Source organism: Comamonas terrigena NBRC 13299, from assembly GCF_006740045.1.
Classification (GTDB): Bacteria; Pseudomonadota; Gammaproteobacteria; order Burkholderiales; family Burkholderiaceae_C; genus Comamonas; species Comamonas terrigena.
In genome coordinates, this window is the sequence record NZ_AP019749.1 from 1,530,432 (window position 1) to 1,545,924 (window position 15,493).

The following is a 15,493-nucleotide window of genomic DNA, read 5'->3' on the forward strand; positions in this document are numbered from 1 at the left end:
TTTTATAGCAGGCCGTGCAGTGGCAGCGCGTTGACCAGGGTTGCTGCCGCCAGATCGCCCTGGTGGTGGTCCAGCAGCAGCAGGGCGTCGGCCTGCACCAGGCTGCTGAGCATGGCCGAGCTCTGGTTGCCGGTGGGGCGGGCCTCGACCTGGCCCTGGGCATTGGTGTGCAGGGTGGCACGGACGAATTCGGTGCGGCCGGCACGCTTGCGCAGCGGCACAGCCAGCGGAACCTGCACCAACGCTGGCGTGGCACGCTCGGCATCCATGCCCATGGCCTGCAGCAGCGCGGGGCGAGCCAGCAGCGCAAAGCTGAGGAGGGTGGCAACCGGGTTGCCGGGCAGGCCCAGCAGCAACGCGCCAGGGCGACCGTCTGCCCGGTGCATGCGGCCGACGGCCAGTGGGCGGCCGGGGCGCATGGCGATGCGCAGGAAAGCCACATCGCCCAGCTCGGCCAGCAGGGTCTGGGTATGGTCGGCGTCGCCGCTGCTGACGCCGCCGCTGGTCAGGATGACATCGGCATCCTGTGCGGCGTGCTGCAGCGCCGCGCGCAGTGCGGCAGGCTCGTCGCGCACAGCGCCCAAGTCGTGCACGGTGCAGCCCAGTTGCTGCAGTGCCGCGGCCAGTGCAAAGCGGTTGCTGTCGTAGATGGCGCCGGTGCGGGCCGCTTCGCCCGGTTGCAGCAGCTCATCGCCGGTGGAAAACAGGGCCACGCGCAGGCGGCGGCGCACGGTCAGCTGGGCCAGGCCCAGGCCGGCGGCCAGGCCCAGCTCGGCAGGACCCAGGCGGGTGCCGGCAGGCAGGGCGGTGGCGCCTGTGGCCAGTTCCTCGCCGCGCTGGCGGCGGTTGGCGCCGGGGCGCAGTCCGGCGCTGGCAAAGCGCACGGTGGGCGCTGCCGCATCCGCAGTGCCTTCCAATTGGCACAGCTCAAACGGCACAACGGTGTCCAGCCCCGGCGGCAGCATGGCACCCGTCATGATGCGCAGCGCATGGCCAGCCGGAATATCCCCCGTCCAGGGCTGGCCGGCCAGCACGGTCCCCGCAACGGGCAGCGCCAGCGGTTCGGCCGTGGCCAGCCACTGGCCGGCAAAGGCATAGCCGTCCATGGCGGCGTTGTCGTGCGGCGGTACATCGACGGGGGACAGGACATCGGCTGCCAGCACGCGGCCCAGCGCCTGTTGCAGCGGCAGCGACTCGGTCTCTGCCACGGGCTGGGCCAGGGCGCGCAGCAGGGTGTGGACCTGGTTTACCTGCATGGCGCCGGCATCCGCGCCAATCCGGGTCAGCAGTTGGGTCATCCAGGAGGGGGACATCAGCGGTTCTCCATCTTCGGTACGGCGGCGTGCAGCCCTTCCAGGGCATGCAGCTCCTGCAGGGAGTTGGCATTGGCAAAGGCCAGCGGGTCGTCGCCCGGCTGGTCGAAGCAGGCCACGGCCAGCGGGTGCAGCGCGGTCCAGCGGTCGATCTTGCGACCGCCTGCGCTGACGAACTGCTGCAGGCTGGCGAGCAGGCTGGTGTGTATCAGGCAGAAAGCGGGCTGGGCACGCAGAGGTGGGGCATGGATGGCTGTCGCTGCGCTGGCGGCGTCCGCATGGGGTGCTGCCGGCTCGGTATCCGGCGCGTGCGCCAGGGCCAGCGGGGCCTGTGCGGCTTCGGCTGCGGCCACCAGGCGCGCGGCCAGGTCGGCCGGGAAGCGGGGCGTATCGCAAGGCACGGCCAGCAGCCAGGGGGTGCGGCAATGCAGCAGGCCGGCCAGAAAGCCTGCCAGGGGGCCGGGGTAGTCGGCCTCGGTGTCGACCACCACCTCCACGCCCCAGGCACGGTAGGTCTCGAGATGGCGGTTGGCGTTGACCAGCAGCGGCCCGACCTGGGGCGCCAGGCGCTGCAGCGCGTGCCGGGCCAGCGGCTGGCCGGCAAACGGCTGCAAGCCCTTGTCCACGCCGCCCATGCGGCTGCCACGGCCGCCGGCCAGCACCATGCCGGTGATGTCGGAAGTAGCGATCATGTTCTTCAAAAAATATAGCTGCCTGCTCCCCTGCAGCAGGCAAGTGAGGCTGATTTGGCGCCAAGTGTAGCGGCAGGGCCGCAGCGCTTCGGGCGGTCAGGCCCCAGGGGTGTGGTGTCCATGGCGGGGATTTCACTGCGGCGTTCGGCCCTGCCCCAATCTGCCCACGTCTCCAGCAACCGATGTGCTGTCTGCCGGAGACCCTAGCTAAACGCCGCTGACTGGCGCTGCGGCCGTCCGCTGTTCAGGGGCCACCCGGTGCTTCAGGGCTCAACCCCCGATGTAGCTCATTTCAATCCGCCGGCGGGGCGCCGCTTCCGAAGGCGGCAGCTGGCTGCGCAGCTCGGAATAGCGGTCCGTGCGGCCTTGCCAGATGTCGGCTACAGCCGCAGACAGCTGCGCGTCGCTGCTGCCGTTGCGCAGCAGGGTGCGCAGATCCCAGCCCTGGTCGGCAAACAGGCAGGTGTAGAGCTGGCCTTCGGTGGACAGGCGGGCGCGGCTGCATTCGTGGCAGAAAGCCTGGGTCACGCTGCTGATCACGCCCACTTCGCCCAAGGCTGGGTCGTGGCGGCCGTCGGCGCCGACATAGCCCCAGCGCTGGGCGGTTTCGCCGGGGGCAGTCGCTTCCAGCGGCACCAGGGGCAGCTCGCGCTGCAGCAGGGCGATGACCTCGGCCGAGGGCAGGACTTCATCCATGCACCAGCCGTTGGTGGCGCCCACATCCATGTATTCGATAAAGCGCAGCGTCACGCCCGTGCCGCGAAAATGCCGCGCCATGGGCAGGATCTGGTCTTCATTGGTGCCGCGCTTGACCACCATGTTCACCTTGATGTGCTGCAGCCCGGCCTGCTGCGCGGCAGCGATGCCGTCCAGCACTTCGGCCACGGGGAAGTCCACATCGTTCATGCGGCGAAAGACCGCGTCGTCCAGCCCGTCCAGGCTCACGGTCACACGCTGCAGGCCGGCGTCTTTCAGCACCTGGGCCTTGCGGCGCAGCAAGGAGCCGTTGGTGGTCAATGTCAGGTCCAGGGGCTGGCCGTCGGGCGTGCGCAGCCCGGCCAGCTGGGCGATCAGGTTTTCCACATGCTTGCGCAGCAGCGGCTCGCCCCCGGTCAGGCGCAGCTTGCGCACCCCGTGCTGCACAAACACTTGGGACAGACGGGTGATTTCCTCAAAGGACAGCAGGGCCGAATGCGGCAGGTAGTACTGGTAGTCCTTGTCGAAGATCTCCTTGGGCATGCAGTAGGCGCAGCGGAAGTTGCAGCGGTCCGTCACGCTGATACGCAGGTCATGCAAGGGGCGGCCGAGTCCATCCTGCAGTACACCGGTAGCGGTGGGCAGGGCAGTGGGGATGCGGGGCTGCAGCGGCGCGGCGCGCTGGTCCAGCACAGGAATCACTCGGTCGGACATAGGGGTGCGATTGTGCCTCTAAGGGGGTATGCCTTGTGGGTGTTGGGGCATGGAGCGCGGGGCGCGCCGTGCGTGCTTGATGTGCATCAAGAGGGCGTCGTGTCGGGCGACCCCTGGACCGCCTCGCCGCAACAGCGGAAAAACCGCCTGCCTGCGCAAATCCAGGGCGCGGGCTGTTTCACCGCCGGGCGTCAGACACACCGGGCGCCATCCACCTCGATGCAGACGCCGCTGATGAACGCCGCCTCGTCGCTGGCCAGGTACAGCGCGGCATTGGCCACATCCAGCGCGGTGGAAAAGCGGCCCAGCGGAATGGTGGCTAGAAACCGGGCGCGCCGGGACTCGTCGACCGGGCCTCCGGCAAACTCGGCGGCCAGGCCGGTGTCGGGGTTGAAGACCGGGTTGATGCAGTTCACACGGATGCCATCCGGTCCCAGTTCGGCCGCCATCGACTTGCTGGTGGTGATGACAGCCCCCTTGGAGCCGTTGTACCAGGTCAGTCCCGGGCGCGGGCGGATCCCGGCGGTGGACGCAATGTTGATGAAGCAGCCGCTGCTGCCCTGTGGGTTGGCACGCATGGCGGGCACGCCGTGGATGGCCGAAAGGTAGATGCTTTTCATGTTGACGGCATACACCCGGTCGAACTCTTCCTCACTGACTTCCAGCATCGGGCGGTTGCGGTGGGTCCAGCCGGCGTTGTTGATCCACACATCCAGCCGGCCGAACAGCTCCAGCGTGCGTGCGGTCAGGGCCTGAACATCGGCATGGCGCGTCATGTCGGCCTGTACGAACTGCGCCTGTCCTCCGCTGGCACGGATGCTGGCGGCCACGGCTTCGCCCTTGGTTGCATCAATGTCGTTGACGACCACGCATGCGCCTTCGGCGGCCAGGCGCCGGGCAATGCCTTCCCCAATGCCATTGCCGGCGCCGGTGACGATGGTGGATTTGCCTGCTGCGCGCATACGGGGTGTCTCCTGAAGCTGGGGTGGGGGAAGGGTGTGCCACCCATTATGGAAAGCGCGGTGCGTGTCCGGTGGCAGCACGCGCGACAGGCCAGGGAAAACACGGGCAAGGCTGTTGCACCTGGTGCGCCGCAGCTGCCAATGGCGAGGTGCTGTCGCGGCATGGTGACAGCAGGGTCTGTGCCGCGCGGCTCTGGAGGTCTGTTGACGGGGCATCTGATATCACGGTGATGCCATGCCAGCCTAGATCCATAGCTCTGATTTCGGGAGCGTTCCAGGCGTTTGCCAGGTCGCCATGCCCCCTGCGGCTGCATGGGTGACAGGCGGTGTTCTGCAATTTGGAATACATTGCACAGCCAATTATTGCTTAGTCAATTAAATTTCGACCATGTCACTTTCCCCTGACGACCCCCAGGCGCACGGCCCGGAACCTGGTGCCGTGCAGCCCCCGGCCGCCTTTTACCGGCCCGGCAGCTACCAGCCTTGGGAGAGCGCCGGTTTTCTGATGCGCCGCGTGCTCAGCTCCGTCCTGCAGCAGGCCGATGCGCAGCTGGCCGAGCATGACCTGACCTATGTGCAGTGGCTGCCGCTGTACAAGCTGCTGCTCAACAGCGACACCCGCAGCACCTGCCTGGCGCGTGATCTGGGCATGGACCCGGCCTCCGTCACCCGTGCACTGGACCGCATCGAGGCCAAAGGTCTGCTGCGGCGCGAGCGCTCCACCACCGACCGCCGCCGTGTGGAACTGGTGCTGACCGAACAGGGCCGCGCCGTGGCCACCCAGGTGCCCGAGGTGCTGTGCGATGTGCTCAACGCCCATCTGGCGGGTTTCAGCGATGCGGAATGCCGCCAGCTGGTGTCCATGCTGCAGCGCATGCTGCTCAACGGCGATGCACTGCGGGGAGGGGCCGCCGCACCCGTCGCGCCTTCTGCGTCGTCCTCGCCATCCCCGGCAGCACGCCCTCCGTCCCCACCACCTGCGGGCGCAGAGGCGACGCCCGAATCCTGACGCTTTTCGGCTGCAGCCCTTGCAGCCTTGTTTGACCTTGGATCCATCCACCATGTCTTCACACCGTTTTGCAGCGCCCCCGCTGCACCGCCTGGCTGCCGGGCTGTCGCTGGGCGCCGCCGCCCTGGTCCTGGCCGGTTGCGCTTCCCAGGGGCCGGCCTACGCCCCGCTGGCCACGCTGGCCCCTGACGCACTGGGGCTGCAGGCCCGCTCCGCTGCGGACGCCACCACCGAGGCCGCCTTGCCCGCTGCTCAGTGGTGGGGTGCGCTGGGCGATGCTCAGCTCAACCAGCTGGTGGCCTTGGCCCTGCAGGACAACCCCAGCCTGGCCGCGAGCCAGACCCGCCTGGACAAGGCCCTGGCGCTGGCCACGGCCACCAGCAGCGCCACCGATGTGCGCGGCAGCTTCACTACCGATGCGACCCGCCAGCACTACAGCGCCAACGGCATGATCCCGGCGCCCATTGCCGGCCACACCTACAACAGCGGCAACGTGCAGCTGGGCCTGGGCTGGAATCCGGATTTCTTTGGCAAGCACCGCGCCGAGCTGGATGCAGCCCTGGGCCAGGCCCGTGCGGCCCAGGCCGACCGTGCGGCCGCCGCCACCCAGCTGGCAGGCCAGGTCGCACGCAGCTATGTGGGGCTGGCCCGCTTGCTGGCCCAGCGCGATGTGGCCCAGCGGACGCTGGTGCAACGCCAGGCCTTGCTGGACCTGAGCCAGCAGCGCACCCGCGCCGGTCTGGACAGCCAAGTGGAACTGACCCAGGCCCAGGCGGGCCTGCCCGATGCCCGCACCCAGGTGGAAATGCTGGATGAGCAGATCACGCTGGCACGCCGCACCATTGCCGTGCTGTGCGGCCAGGCGCCCGATGCCCAGCAGGCCCTGGCGCCGCAGCTGGCAGCCCTGCAGCTGCAGGCGGTACCCACGGTGCTGGGGGGCGATCTGCTGGGCCGCCGCCCGGATGTGGTGGCGGCCCGCTGGCGCGTGGAAGCCGCCACGCGCGGCATTGACAGCGCCAAGGCCGAGTTCTATCCGGATGTGAACCTGACGGCGTTTGTGGGCCTGTCGGCCGTCGGGCTGGACCAGGTGTTCCAGGGCAGTTCGCGCCAGCTGGGCGTGACGCCCGCGCTGCGGTTGCCGATTTTCGATGGCAAGCGCCTGCGCGCCCAGCTGCGCGGCAAGCAGGCCGATCTGGACAGCGCCATCGCCCAGTACAACGGCGTGGTGCTGGATGCGGTCAAGGGCGCAGGCGATGCCGTGGCGTCCATGCAATCGCTGGAGCGCCAGCAGCAGTTGCAGGCCGAATCGCTGGCCAAGGCCGAACGCGCCTATGACTTTGCCGTGCAGCGCTACCAGGCCGGTCTGACCGGTCAGGTGGTGGTGCTGAACACCGAAAACCAGGTGATTGCCCAGCGCCGCCTGGCCGTGGACCTGCGTGCCCGTGAACTGGACACCCGCATTGCGCTGATGCAGGCGCTGGGCGGTGGCTGGCAGGACGACACCGCCCGCGTGCAACTGAGCCAGAAATGATCCCGGGATGAACCGGCGCGCCACGCGCGCCATCCACTTTCACCGATTTTTCCCGGGCACGCTGCTGTGCAGACGGCCCGGGGCGCAAAACCACTTACCGACATAACAAAGCGCCGAACATCATGACCGATAGCAAGAACACTCCCGCCGCAGCGCCCGCTGCCAATCCCCAGGGCCGCCGCAAAGGCCTGACCATCGTGGCGGCCGCCGTGGCCGTGGCCGCCGTGGCATGGGGCGGCTGGCACTGGATGGTGGCCCGCAACTACCAGACCACCGACAACGCCTATGTGGCGGGCAATGTGGTGCAGATCACGCCCCAGGTGGGCGGGACCGTGATCAGCATTGGCGCGGACGACACCGATTACGTCAAGCCCGGCCAGGTGCTGGTGCAGCTCGACACCGCCGACGCCCTGGTGGCCCTGGCCCAGGCCGAATCGCAGCTGGCCCAGACCGTGCGCCAGGTGCGCACGCTGTATGCCAACAATGCCCCGCTGGCAGCCCAGGTGGCCCAGCGCGAAGCCGATCTGCTGCGCCTGCAGGCCGATCTGGGCCGTGCCAGGGACGACGTGGAGCGTCGCCGGCCACTGACGGCCACGGGCGCCGTCGGCAAGGAAGAGTTTGACCATGCCCAGAGCGTGTTCAAGACCGCCAGCAATGCCGTGGTGGCAGCCGAAGCCGCCGTGCGCGCCGCCAAGGCACAGCTGGTGGCCGCCGAAGCCCAGACCCAGGGCAGCACGGCCGAGGCCCACCCCAGCGTGCTGGCCGCCGCAGCCAAGGTGCGCGAAGCCGCGCTGGCGTTGCAGCGCACCCGCCTGGTGGCTCCGGTGGAAGGCTATGTCGCCAAGCGCGGCGTGCAACTGGGCCAGCGCGTGGCCGCTGGCGCACCGCTGATGACGGTGGTGGGCCTGCACCAGCTGTGGGTGGATGCCAACTTCAAGGAAAGCCAGCTGGCCGATCTGCGCATTGGCCAGAAGACCGAGCTGACGGCCGATGTCTATGGCGACAAGACCGTCTACCACGGCACCGTGGTGGGCCTGGGCGCCGGCACGGGTGCTGCCTTCTCGCTGCTGCCGGCGCAGAACGCCTCGGGTAACTGGATCAAGGTGGTGCAGCGCGTGCCGGTGCGCATCAGCCTGAGCCCCGAAGACCTGGCCTCCCATCCGCTGCGGGTGGGCCTGTCGATGGAGGCCAAGGTGGATGTGCGGGACCGTGATGGCACGGCCCTGGCCTCGACCCCGCGCGCCGAGCCGGTGGCACAGACGGCGGTGTATGACGCCGCCTTGCCGCAGACGGAGGAGCGCATCGCCCGCATCATCGCCGGACAAAGCGTGCCTGCACTGCAGCAATTGCCCGCTCCGGTGGCCGTGTCCGCCGCGGCCTCGGCGGCAGACAAGGCTGCGCAGTAAGCCGCCCGGTACCTGAACTGGAGCGGATCCGCGTATGACTTCTTCTTCTACGGCAGCACCCGGCGATAGCCCGGGGGCGCTGCCTTCTCTTCCGCCCGTGCCACCCAGCCCGCCGGCCATGCCTGCGCGGCCGGCGCCGCTCAAGGGCGCGCAACTGGTGCTGGGCACGGTGGCCCTGTCGCTGGCCACGTTCATGAACGTGCTCGACTCGTCCATCGCCAACGTGGCCATTCCGGCCATCTCGGGCGATGTGGGCGTCAGCCCGAGCCAGGGCACCTGGGTGATCACCAGCTTCGGTGTGGCCAACGCCATCAGCGTGCCGCTGACCGGCTGGCTCACCCAGCGCTTTGGCGCGGTGCGGCTGTTCACCATGAGCGTGCTGCTGTTCGTGCTGACGTCCTGGCTGTGCGGTTTTGCCGGATCGCTGGAAACGCTGGTGCTGTTCCGCGTGCTGCAGGGCCTGGTGGCCGGACCCATGATTCCGCTGTCGCAGACGCTGCTGCTGTCCAGCTACCCGCCTTCGCGGGCCGGCACGGCGCTGGCGCTGTGGGGCATGACCACGCTGGTGGCGCCGGTGGTGGGGCCGCTGCTGGGCGGCTGGATCACCGACAACATTTCCTGGCCGTGGATCTTCTACATCAATGTGCCGGTGGGCCTGCTGTCGGCACTGCTGACCTGGAACATCTACCGCAGCCGCGAGACGGCCACGCGCAAGCTGCCCATCGATACCGTGGGCCTGTCCCTGCTGGTGCTGTGGGTCGGTGCGCTGCAGCTGATGCTGGACAAGGGCAAGGAGCTGGACTGGTTCGCATCGGGCGAGATCATCACCATGGCCGTGGTGGCGCTGGTCAGCTTTGTGGTGTTCGTGGTCTGGGAACTGACCGACGCCCACCCGGTGGTGGAGCTGCGTCTGTTCATGCGGCGCAACTTTGCCGCTGGCTCGCTGGCGCTGTCGATTGCCTACGGAGTGTTCTTCGGCAATGTGGTGCTGCTGCCGCTGTGGCTGCAGCAGTGGCTGGGCTACACCAGCACGACCGCCGGCATGGCGCTGGCCCCGGTGGGCATTCTGGCCATTGTGCTGACCCCGCTGGTGGGCAAGAAAGTGGGCAGCTGGGATCCGCGCTGGATGGCCACGGGTGCGTTCGTGGTGTTTGCCACGGTGCTGTGGATGCGTTCGCACTTCACCATCGAGACGGACTTCTTCCACATCCTGATTCCCACCCTGATCCAGGGTGTGGCCATGGCCTTCTTCTTCATCCCGCTGACCACCATCACGCTCAGCGGGCTGACGCCGGACCGCATCCCGGCGGCGGCCGGCCTGTCCAACTTTGTGCGCATCACTGCGGGCGCCATGGGCACGTCGATCGCCACCACGCTGTGGGACAGCCGCGCCACCATGCACCATGCCCACCTGACGGAAACGCTGGTACAGGGCCAGGGGACCTTCGCGATCACGCTGAACCAGCTGCAGGCTGCCGGCATGACACAGGAGCAGGCCCTGGCGCAGATCAACCGGCTGATCGACCAGCAGGCGTTCACGCTGGCGGCCAACGACATCTTCTGGGCGTCGTCCATGCTGTTCCTGGTGCTGATCGTGCTGATCTGGCTGACCAAGCGTCCGGTAGGCCATGCCGGTGCCGCCGATGCCGGAGGGGCGCACTGAGCGGGTGAGGGCAGGCTTCTGTGGATTGTGGCGAGTCGCTGTCACTGCCATTTTCCTTGCAGTTTCCCCATGAAAAAAAGCCCGCCGTAGATACGGCGGGCTTTTTTGTGGGGCGGAATGTCAGCTGCGGGTGCGCTCGTAGAAACGCTGGGGCAGACCCCAGGCAATGATGACGAAGCTCACCACCAGCGCTGCAGCCAGGGCGTACAGGCCCATGGATGCGCTGCCGGTGACGTCCTTTACCTTGCCCACCATATAGGGGCTGATCAGTCCGCCCAGCTGGCCGATGGAGTTGATCAGGGCAATCCCGGCGGCGGCGGCCATGCCGGTCAGAAAACGCTGGGGAAAGACCCAGAACAGACCGATGGCGGAGATCACCCCCGTGGCCGCCAGCGTCAGCCCGAACAGCAGCGCCACCGTGTGTTCGCTGTAGGTGCCGCAGATGAAATAACCCACGCCACCGAGCAAGGCTGTCAATGCCAGGTGCCAGCGGCGTTCGCCGGTGCGGTCGGAGTTCTTGCCCAGCAGGATCATGGTCACGCCGGCCACCAGGTAGGGAATGGCCGAGATCAGGCCGATGGCAAACGTGTCCTGTGTGCCCGCGGTCTTGATGAGCTGCGGCATCCAGAACACCAGGCCATAGATGCCGCCGGCCAGGCACAGATAGATGATCGACAGGATATAGGTTGCGGGTTCGCGCAGGGCCGCGCCGAAGTGGTGGGTGTCTGCCTTCTTGGCGTCGCGGCTGACCATGCTGCTCCAGAACTGCCGGTCGCTGGCGTTGAGCCACTTGGCATGCTCGATTTCATCGTCCAGGTGGAACCAGACGATGATGCCCAGCACGATGGAAGGCAGGCCTTCCAGCAGGAACAGCCACTGCCAGCCATGCAGGCCCAGGGCGCCATCCGTGAACTTCATGATGCCGCCCGAAATGGGGCCGCCGATGATGCCGCAGAAGGCGATGCCGGACATGAAGATGGTGTTGATGCGGCCGCGGCGCTGAGCGGGAAACCACTTGGTGAAATAGTACAGGGCGCCTGGCACAAACCCCGCTTCCAGGGCGCCGACCAGAAAGCGGATGAAGTAGAACCCCATCTCGCTGGTGACGAACATGGTGCAGGCCGAGGCAATGCCCCAGGTCACCATGATGCGCATGATCCAGATGCGGGCACCTACCCGGTGCAGGATCATGTTGCTGGGCACTTCGAACAGGAAGTAGCCGATGAAGAAGATGCTGGCGCCCAGGCCATAGACCGCATCCGAAAAGCCCAGCTCGCTTTGCATCTGCAGCTTGGCAAAGCTGATGTTCACACGGTCCAGGTAGGCCATGACCCAGCAAATCACGAGCAGGGGGATGAAGCGCCAGAAGACCTTGCCGTAGATCTCCTTCTCGCGTGAAACTTCCCCGGTGCTCAACCCACTTTCTACGTGCAGTGTTGTGCTCATAGCTTGTCTCCTTTTTTATTGATGGAACACGCCGCTATGCTGCGGCGTTGTCAGTGCGCTCAGTAGGTCGCCCGGCCGCCGGAGAGATCGAAGACCGCGCCCGTGGTGAACGAGTTTTCCGCGCTCACCAGCCAGCCCACCAGCGATGCAATCTCGTCGACCTGGACGAAGCGGCCCCGGGGAATCTTGGAGAGCATGTAGTCGATGTGCTGCTGCGACATCTGGTCGAAGATCTTGGTTCGGGCCGCTGCCGGCGTGATGGCGTTGACCGAGATGTTCTGGCCTGCGGTTTCCTTGCCGATGCTCTTGGTCAGCGCGATGACGCCGGCCTTGGAGGCACTGTAGGCACAGGCATTCGGGTTGCCTTCCTTGCCGGCAATGGATGCCACGTTCACCACCCGGCCATAGCCCTGGCTCACCATGCCCTTGAGCAGCACCTTGTTGACGTTGAACGTGCCATGCAGGTTCACCTTGATCACCTGGTCCCATTCCGTATCCGGGTAGTCGACCGTGGGGGCGTTGGCGCCCGCAATGCCGGCACTGTTCACCAGGATGGACACCGGTCCCAGGGCGGCCGTGGTGTCGGCGCTGGCCTGCTCCACGCTGGCCATGTTCGTGATGTCGGTGACGACGGTGTGCACGGTGCCTTGGGCCTGCAGCTTCTGCTGTGCTGCCTGCAGGGCGTGGGGGTCGCGGTCCCAGATGGCCACAGCCGCACCGCCGTCGAGAAGCCGCTCCACCACGGACAGGCCAATCCCTTGGGCGCCGCCGGTGACCACTGCCACCTTGCCTGCGAAGTCGTACTGGTTCATGTTCATCTCCTTACGCGGCAATCACGCGCTGTTGCTGTTCACCCAGGCCGTCGATGCCCAGGCGCATGGTCTGGCCTGCGCGCAGGTACACCGGTGCTGGCTTGATGCCCATGCCGACGCCGGGCGGGGTGCCGGTGGAGATGACATCGCCGGGGTGCAGCGTCATGAAGCGGCTGAGGTAGGCAATGATTTCGGGCACCTTGAAAATCATCGTAGCGGTGCTGCCGTCCTGGTAGCGGTGGCCATCGACTTCCAGCCACAGCCGCAGCTGGTGCGGATCCGGCACCTCGTCCCGGGTGACCAGCCAGGGCCCGGTGGGGCCGAAGGTGTCGCAACCCTTGCCCTTGTCCCAGGTGCCTCCGCGCTCGATCTGGTATTCGCGTTCCGACACATCGTTGACCACGCAGTAGCCCGCCACGTGTTCCATGGCCTGGCTGGCGTCGATGTAGGACGCGGTTTTGCCGATGACGATGCCCAGCTCCACTTCCCAGTCGGTCTTGACCGAGCCGCGCGGAATCTTGACGTCGTCATTGGGGCCGACAACGGCCGAGGTCCATTTGTTGAAGACCACGGGCTCCTGGGGGATGGGCATGTTCGATTCGGCAGCATGGTCGGCATAGTTCAGGCCGATGCAGATGAACTTGCCGATCTGACCCACACAGGCACCAAGGCGTGGCTGGCCGGCCACCAGCGGCAGGGTGGTGAGGTCCATGGCCGCCAGCTGGGCCACGGCGGCGCTGGCCAGGAATTTCCCGTCAATGTCCGCCGTCAGGCTGGAGATGTCCCGGATGCGACCTTCCGGGTCCAAAACTCCTGGCTTCTCCGCACCGGCTGGGCCATAACGCAACAACTTCATACAACGTCTCCAAGTAATTCATTCGACGCTGCGCAGTCTAGGAGTCGCCAGCAGGCGCGCGCATGCGGAACACAGGTCCAGGTAGAACAAAATGGAATCTCCGGAGAAACCCGAGCAGGATGTGGCGCAGCAACTGGCCAGCCTGCATGCCATGGGCGGCCGGCTCAAGTTCAAACAGCTCAAGCTGCTCATCGCCATCGAAGACATGGGCTCGGTGCACCAGGCCGCCGTGCTGCTGCACATGTCGCAGCCGGGCGTGAGCAAGGCCCTGCGCGAAATAGAAGAAGCGATCGGCGTCACCTTGTTTGCCCGCACCCCGCAGGGCCTGGTGCCGACCGATATGGGGCGCTGTGCCATCCGGTATGCGCGCCTGATGCTGTCCAGCCTGGCGCACATGCACAAGGAGCTGCTGGGCATGTCCCGCACTTCCGGTGTGCGCATTGCCGTGGGCACGATTGCGGGCGCATTGGCAGCCGTGCTGGCCAATGCCCTGATTGCCTTTCACAGGCTGCACCCGGACGTGACGGTCGAGCTGCAGGAGGGCACCAGTGCCGACCTGCTGGAAGGTCTGCAAAGCGGGGTGCTGGACCTGGCGCTGTGCCGGACATCGGTGGCCCGGCGCACCGATATCTTCCATTTCGAATGGCTGCGCGAGGAAGAGGTGGCAGTGGCGGTCTCGCCCATGCATGCGCTCAGCCGCACTCCGGATGTCGGCTGGGAACAGGTGGCGCAGTACCCATGGATTCTGTTTCCCGGCCACATGCCGCTGCGCACCCTGCTGGAGCGCGAGGCGGCCAGCAATGGGGTGGTGCTGGCGTTCAGGCCGGTGGAGACCTCATCGACATTCGCCACGGCGCTGTTGCTGAACAAAAGCCCCGACATGGTGGCCCTGATGTCGCTGGAGACCCTGCAGTTTTTCGAGGCCCGGCAGACGCTGGCACGGCTGGACCTGAAGGTGCATGCCAATGCGGAGCCTTACGGCCTGGTGACCCGGGTCGGGGCGCCGGAGTCCGCGGCACTGACCGCGCTGAAGGCCTGTATCCGCAGGCAGGCCCTGTCGGCCTGAAGACCGCCTGGAGCCTGGGGGACACCGGCCCGTGATCGCAGCACCACGCTGGCGTGGTGCTGCCGGGCTCACTGTGCCTGGGCTGTCTGGCGGCCGCGTGCAGTCCCCAGCGTGATCCAGGTCAGCGCCACGCCGCACAGCGCGCCGGTGGCCATGCCCACCACCATGGGCAGGGGCTTGCCGGTGGAGAACAGGCCCACCAGTTGCATGGCGATGGCGCCCATGAGCATCTGCAGCGTGCCCAGCAGGGCCGACGCGGCGCCGGCAATGGCGCCATGCTCTTCCAGGGCCAGCACGGAGGTGGTGGGAATCACCAGACCCATGAAGGCGCTGGCAATGAAGTACAGCGCCATCAGTACCGCCAACTGGTCGCCGCCCAGCAGGTAATAGGTCAGCAGTGCAACCATGACCACACCGCTGGCGCTGGCGGCCAGCTTGACCACGGTGGCCAGGCCGAAGCGCTGGCCCAGCGCGCCGGTGAACTGTGCGGCACCGATGAAGGCCACGGCATTCAGTGCAAACGCCATGCTGTACTGCGTGGTGGAGAGACCGTAGTGGTTGATCAGCACAAAGGGCGAGCCGGCCAGGTAGACGAAAAAGCCCGCCATGGCGCAGGCCCCGATGAAGACCAGACCCAGGTAGTGCGTGTCACGCAGCAGCAGCGCATAGGCGCGGAACGTGTCGGCCAGCTGGCTGTCGCCGCGTGCCGCTGGGCCACGGGTTTCGGGCAGGCCGCGCACCATGGCCAGCATGCCCAGTACCGCGGCCGCAGTGACCGCCCAGAACACCCAGCGCCAGCCGCCCAGCCCAATCACCGCACTGCCGGCCAGCGGTGCCAGGATGGGCGAGACGCTGAATACCAGCATCAGCAGCGACATCATGCGTGCCGCCTCGTGGCCGGTGTGCAGGTCCCGCACCACGGCGCGGGGAATCGCCATGCCGGCTGCCGCGCCCAGACCCTGGATGAAGCGCAGCACCACCAGGGTCTGAATGTCCTGCGCCAGCGCGCAGCCGATGCTGGCCAGCACAAAGATGGCCAGGCCCAGGTACAGCGGCTTTTTGCGGCCCCACAGATCGGCCAGCGAACCGAACAGTGGCTGGCCCACGCCCAGCGCCAAAAAGAAGGCCGTCAGGCTGGCCTGCACGGCCGATACCGGCGCGTTCAGGCTGGCGCCGATCTGCGGCAGCGCCGGCAGGTACATATCGATGGCAAACGGCCCGATGGCCGAGAGCAGGCCGAGGATCAAGACCAGGCGCAGGGCGGAAGCAGGGGCAGATGAGGAAGCAGGGTTCGAAACGGGCAAATCAGACATAGGGGCGGGATTGT

13 protein-coding genes are annotated in these 15,493 nt (G+C 67.1%); 5 read left to right on the top strand and 8 right to left on the bottom strand.

Annotation, left to right across the window (positions count from 1 at the left end):
* Window positions 1-2 precede the first annotated feature (2 nt).
* The 4 genes from moeA to CT3_RS07060 form a co-directional block, all read right to left on the bottom strand.
* Window positions 3-1,313, bottom strand: a complete 1,311-nt coding sequence (gene moeA, locus CT3_RS07045; RefSeq protein WP_225608560.1) for a molybdopterin molybdotransferase MoeA — start codon at window positions 1,311-1,313, stop codon at window positions 3-5.
* Window positions 1,313-2,005 carry a molybdenum cofactor guanylyltransferase MobA gene (gene mobA, locus CT3_RS07050; RefSeq protein WP_066535768.1) on the bottom strand — a complete coding sequence of 231 codons (693 nt, stop codon included), beginning with the start codon at window positions 2,003-2,005 and terminating at the stop codon, window positions 1,313-1,315. The genes moeA and mobA overlap by 1 nt, the downstream gene beginning before the upstream one ends.
* 270 nt (window positions 2,006-2,275) lie before the next feature.
* Entirely contained in the window at window positions 2,276-3,415 is a 1,140-nt protein-coding gene (gene moaA, locus CT3_RS07055) for a GTP 3',8-cyclase MoaA (RefSeq protein ID WP_066535759.1), read from the bottom strand.
* Window positions 3,416-3,606: 191 nt separating this feature from the next.
* The gene (locus CT3_RS07060) at window positions 3,607-4,377 is read right to left on the bottom strand and encodes an SDR family oxidoreductase (RefSeq protein ID WP_066535754.1); all 771 of its coding nucleotides are present in this window, start codon (window positions 4,375-4,377) and stop codon (window positions 3,607-3,609) included.
* Window positions 4,378-4,765: 388 nt separating this feature from the next.
* On the opposite strand from CT3_RS07060, the gene CT3_RS07065 reads away from it, so the two are divergent.
* The 4 genes from CT3_RS07065 (at window position 4,766) to CT3_RS07080 (ending at window position 9,986) form a co-directional block, all read left to right on the top strand.
* Window positions 4,766-5,386: a MarR family winged helix-turn-helix transcriptional regulator gene (locus tag CT3_RS07065; protein ID WP_066535751.1), complete on the top strand. Its 621-nt coding sequence runs from the start codon at window positions 4,766-4,768 to the stop codon at window positions 5,384-5,386.
* Between the two features lie 52 nt (window positions 5,387-5,438).
* Window positions 5,439-6,917, top strand: coding sequence for an efflux transporter outer membrane subunit (locus CT3_RS07070; protein WP_066535747.1), 1,479 nt, complete (start codon window positions 5,439-5,441; stop codon window positions 6,915-6,917).
* Between the two features lie 122 nt (window positions 6,918-7,039).
* A complete protein-coding gene (locus CT3_RS07075; RefSeq protein WP_066535745.1) occupies window positions 7,040-8,323 on the top strand; it encodes an HlyD/EmrA/EmrK family protein in 1,284 nt (427 codons plus the stop codon).
* Window positions 8,324-8,357: 34 nt separating this feature from the next.
* The gene (locus tag CT3_RS07080) at window positions 8,358-9,986 is read left to right on the top strand and encodes a DHA2 family efflux MFS transporter permease subunit (protein ID WP_066535742.1); all 1,629 of its coding nucleotides are present in this window, start codon (window positions 8,358-8,360) and stop codon (window positions 9,984-9,986) included.
* Between the two features lie 120 nt (window positions 9,987-10,106).
* Here CT3_RS07080 and CT3_RS07085 read toward each other — a convergent pair whose 3' ends face one another.
* From CT3_RS07085 to CT3_RS07095, 3 genes are read right to left on the bottom strand one after another with little or no spacing between them, the layout of a single operon-like run.
* The gene (locus tag CT3_RS07085) at window positions 10,107-11,432 is read right to left on the bottom strand and encodes an MFS transporter (RefSeq protein ID WP_066535739.1); all 1,326 of its coding nucleotides are present in this window, start codon (window positions 11,430-11,432) and stop codon (window positions 10,107-10,109) included.
* A gap of 59 nt (window positions 11,433-11,491) precedes the next feature.
* Window positions 11,492-12,244 (bottom strand): SDR family NAD(P)-dependent oxidoreductase, encoded by a 753-nt coding sequence (locus CT3_RS07090; RefSeq protein WP_066536235.1) that lies wholly within the window; start codon window positions 12,242-12,244, stop codon window positions 11,492-11,494.
* 10 nt (window positions 12,245-12,254) lie between these two features.
* Window positions 12,255-13,100: an ureidoglycolate lyase gene (locus CT3_RS07095; RefSeq protein ID WP_066535734.1), complete on the bottom strand. Its 846-nt coding sequence runs from the start codon at window positions 13,098-13,100 to the stop codon at window positions 12,255-12,257.
* A 91-nt stretch (window positions 13,101-13,191) separates the two neighbouring features.
* Between CT3_RS07095 and CT3_RS07100 the strand changes: the two genes are divergently transcribed.
* Window positions 13,192-14,166: a LysR family transcriptional regulator gene (locus CT3_RS07100; RefSeq protein WP_066535732.1), complete on the top strand. Its 975-nt coding sequence runs from the start codon at window positions 13,192-13,194 to the stop codon at window positions 14,164-14,166.
* A gap of 68 nt (window positions 14,167-14,234) precedes the next feature.
* Here the strand turns inward: CT3_RS07100 and CT3_RS07105 are convergent, their stop codons facing one another.
* Window positions 14,235-15,479 carry a multidrug effflux MFS transporter gene (locus CT3_RS07105; RefSeq protein WP_066535728.1) on the bottom strand — a complete coding sequence of 415 codons (1,245 nt, stop codon included), beginning with the start codon at window positions 15,477-15,479 and terminating at the stop codon, window positions 14,235-14,237.
* Between the last annotated feature and the right edge of the window lie 14 nt (window positions 15,480-15,493).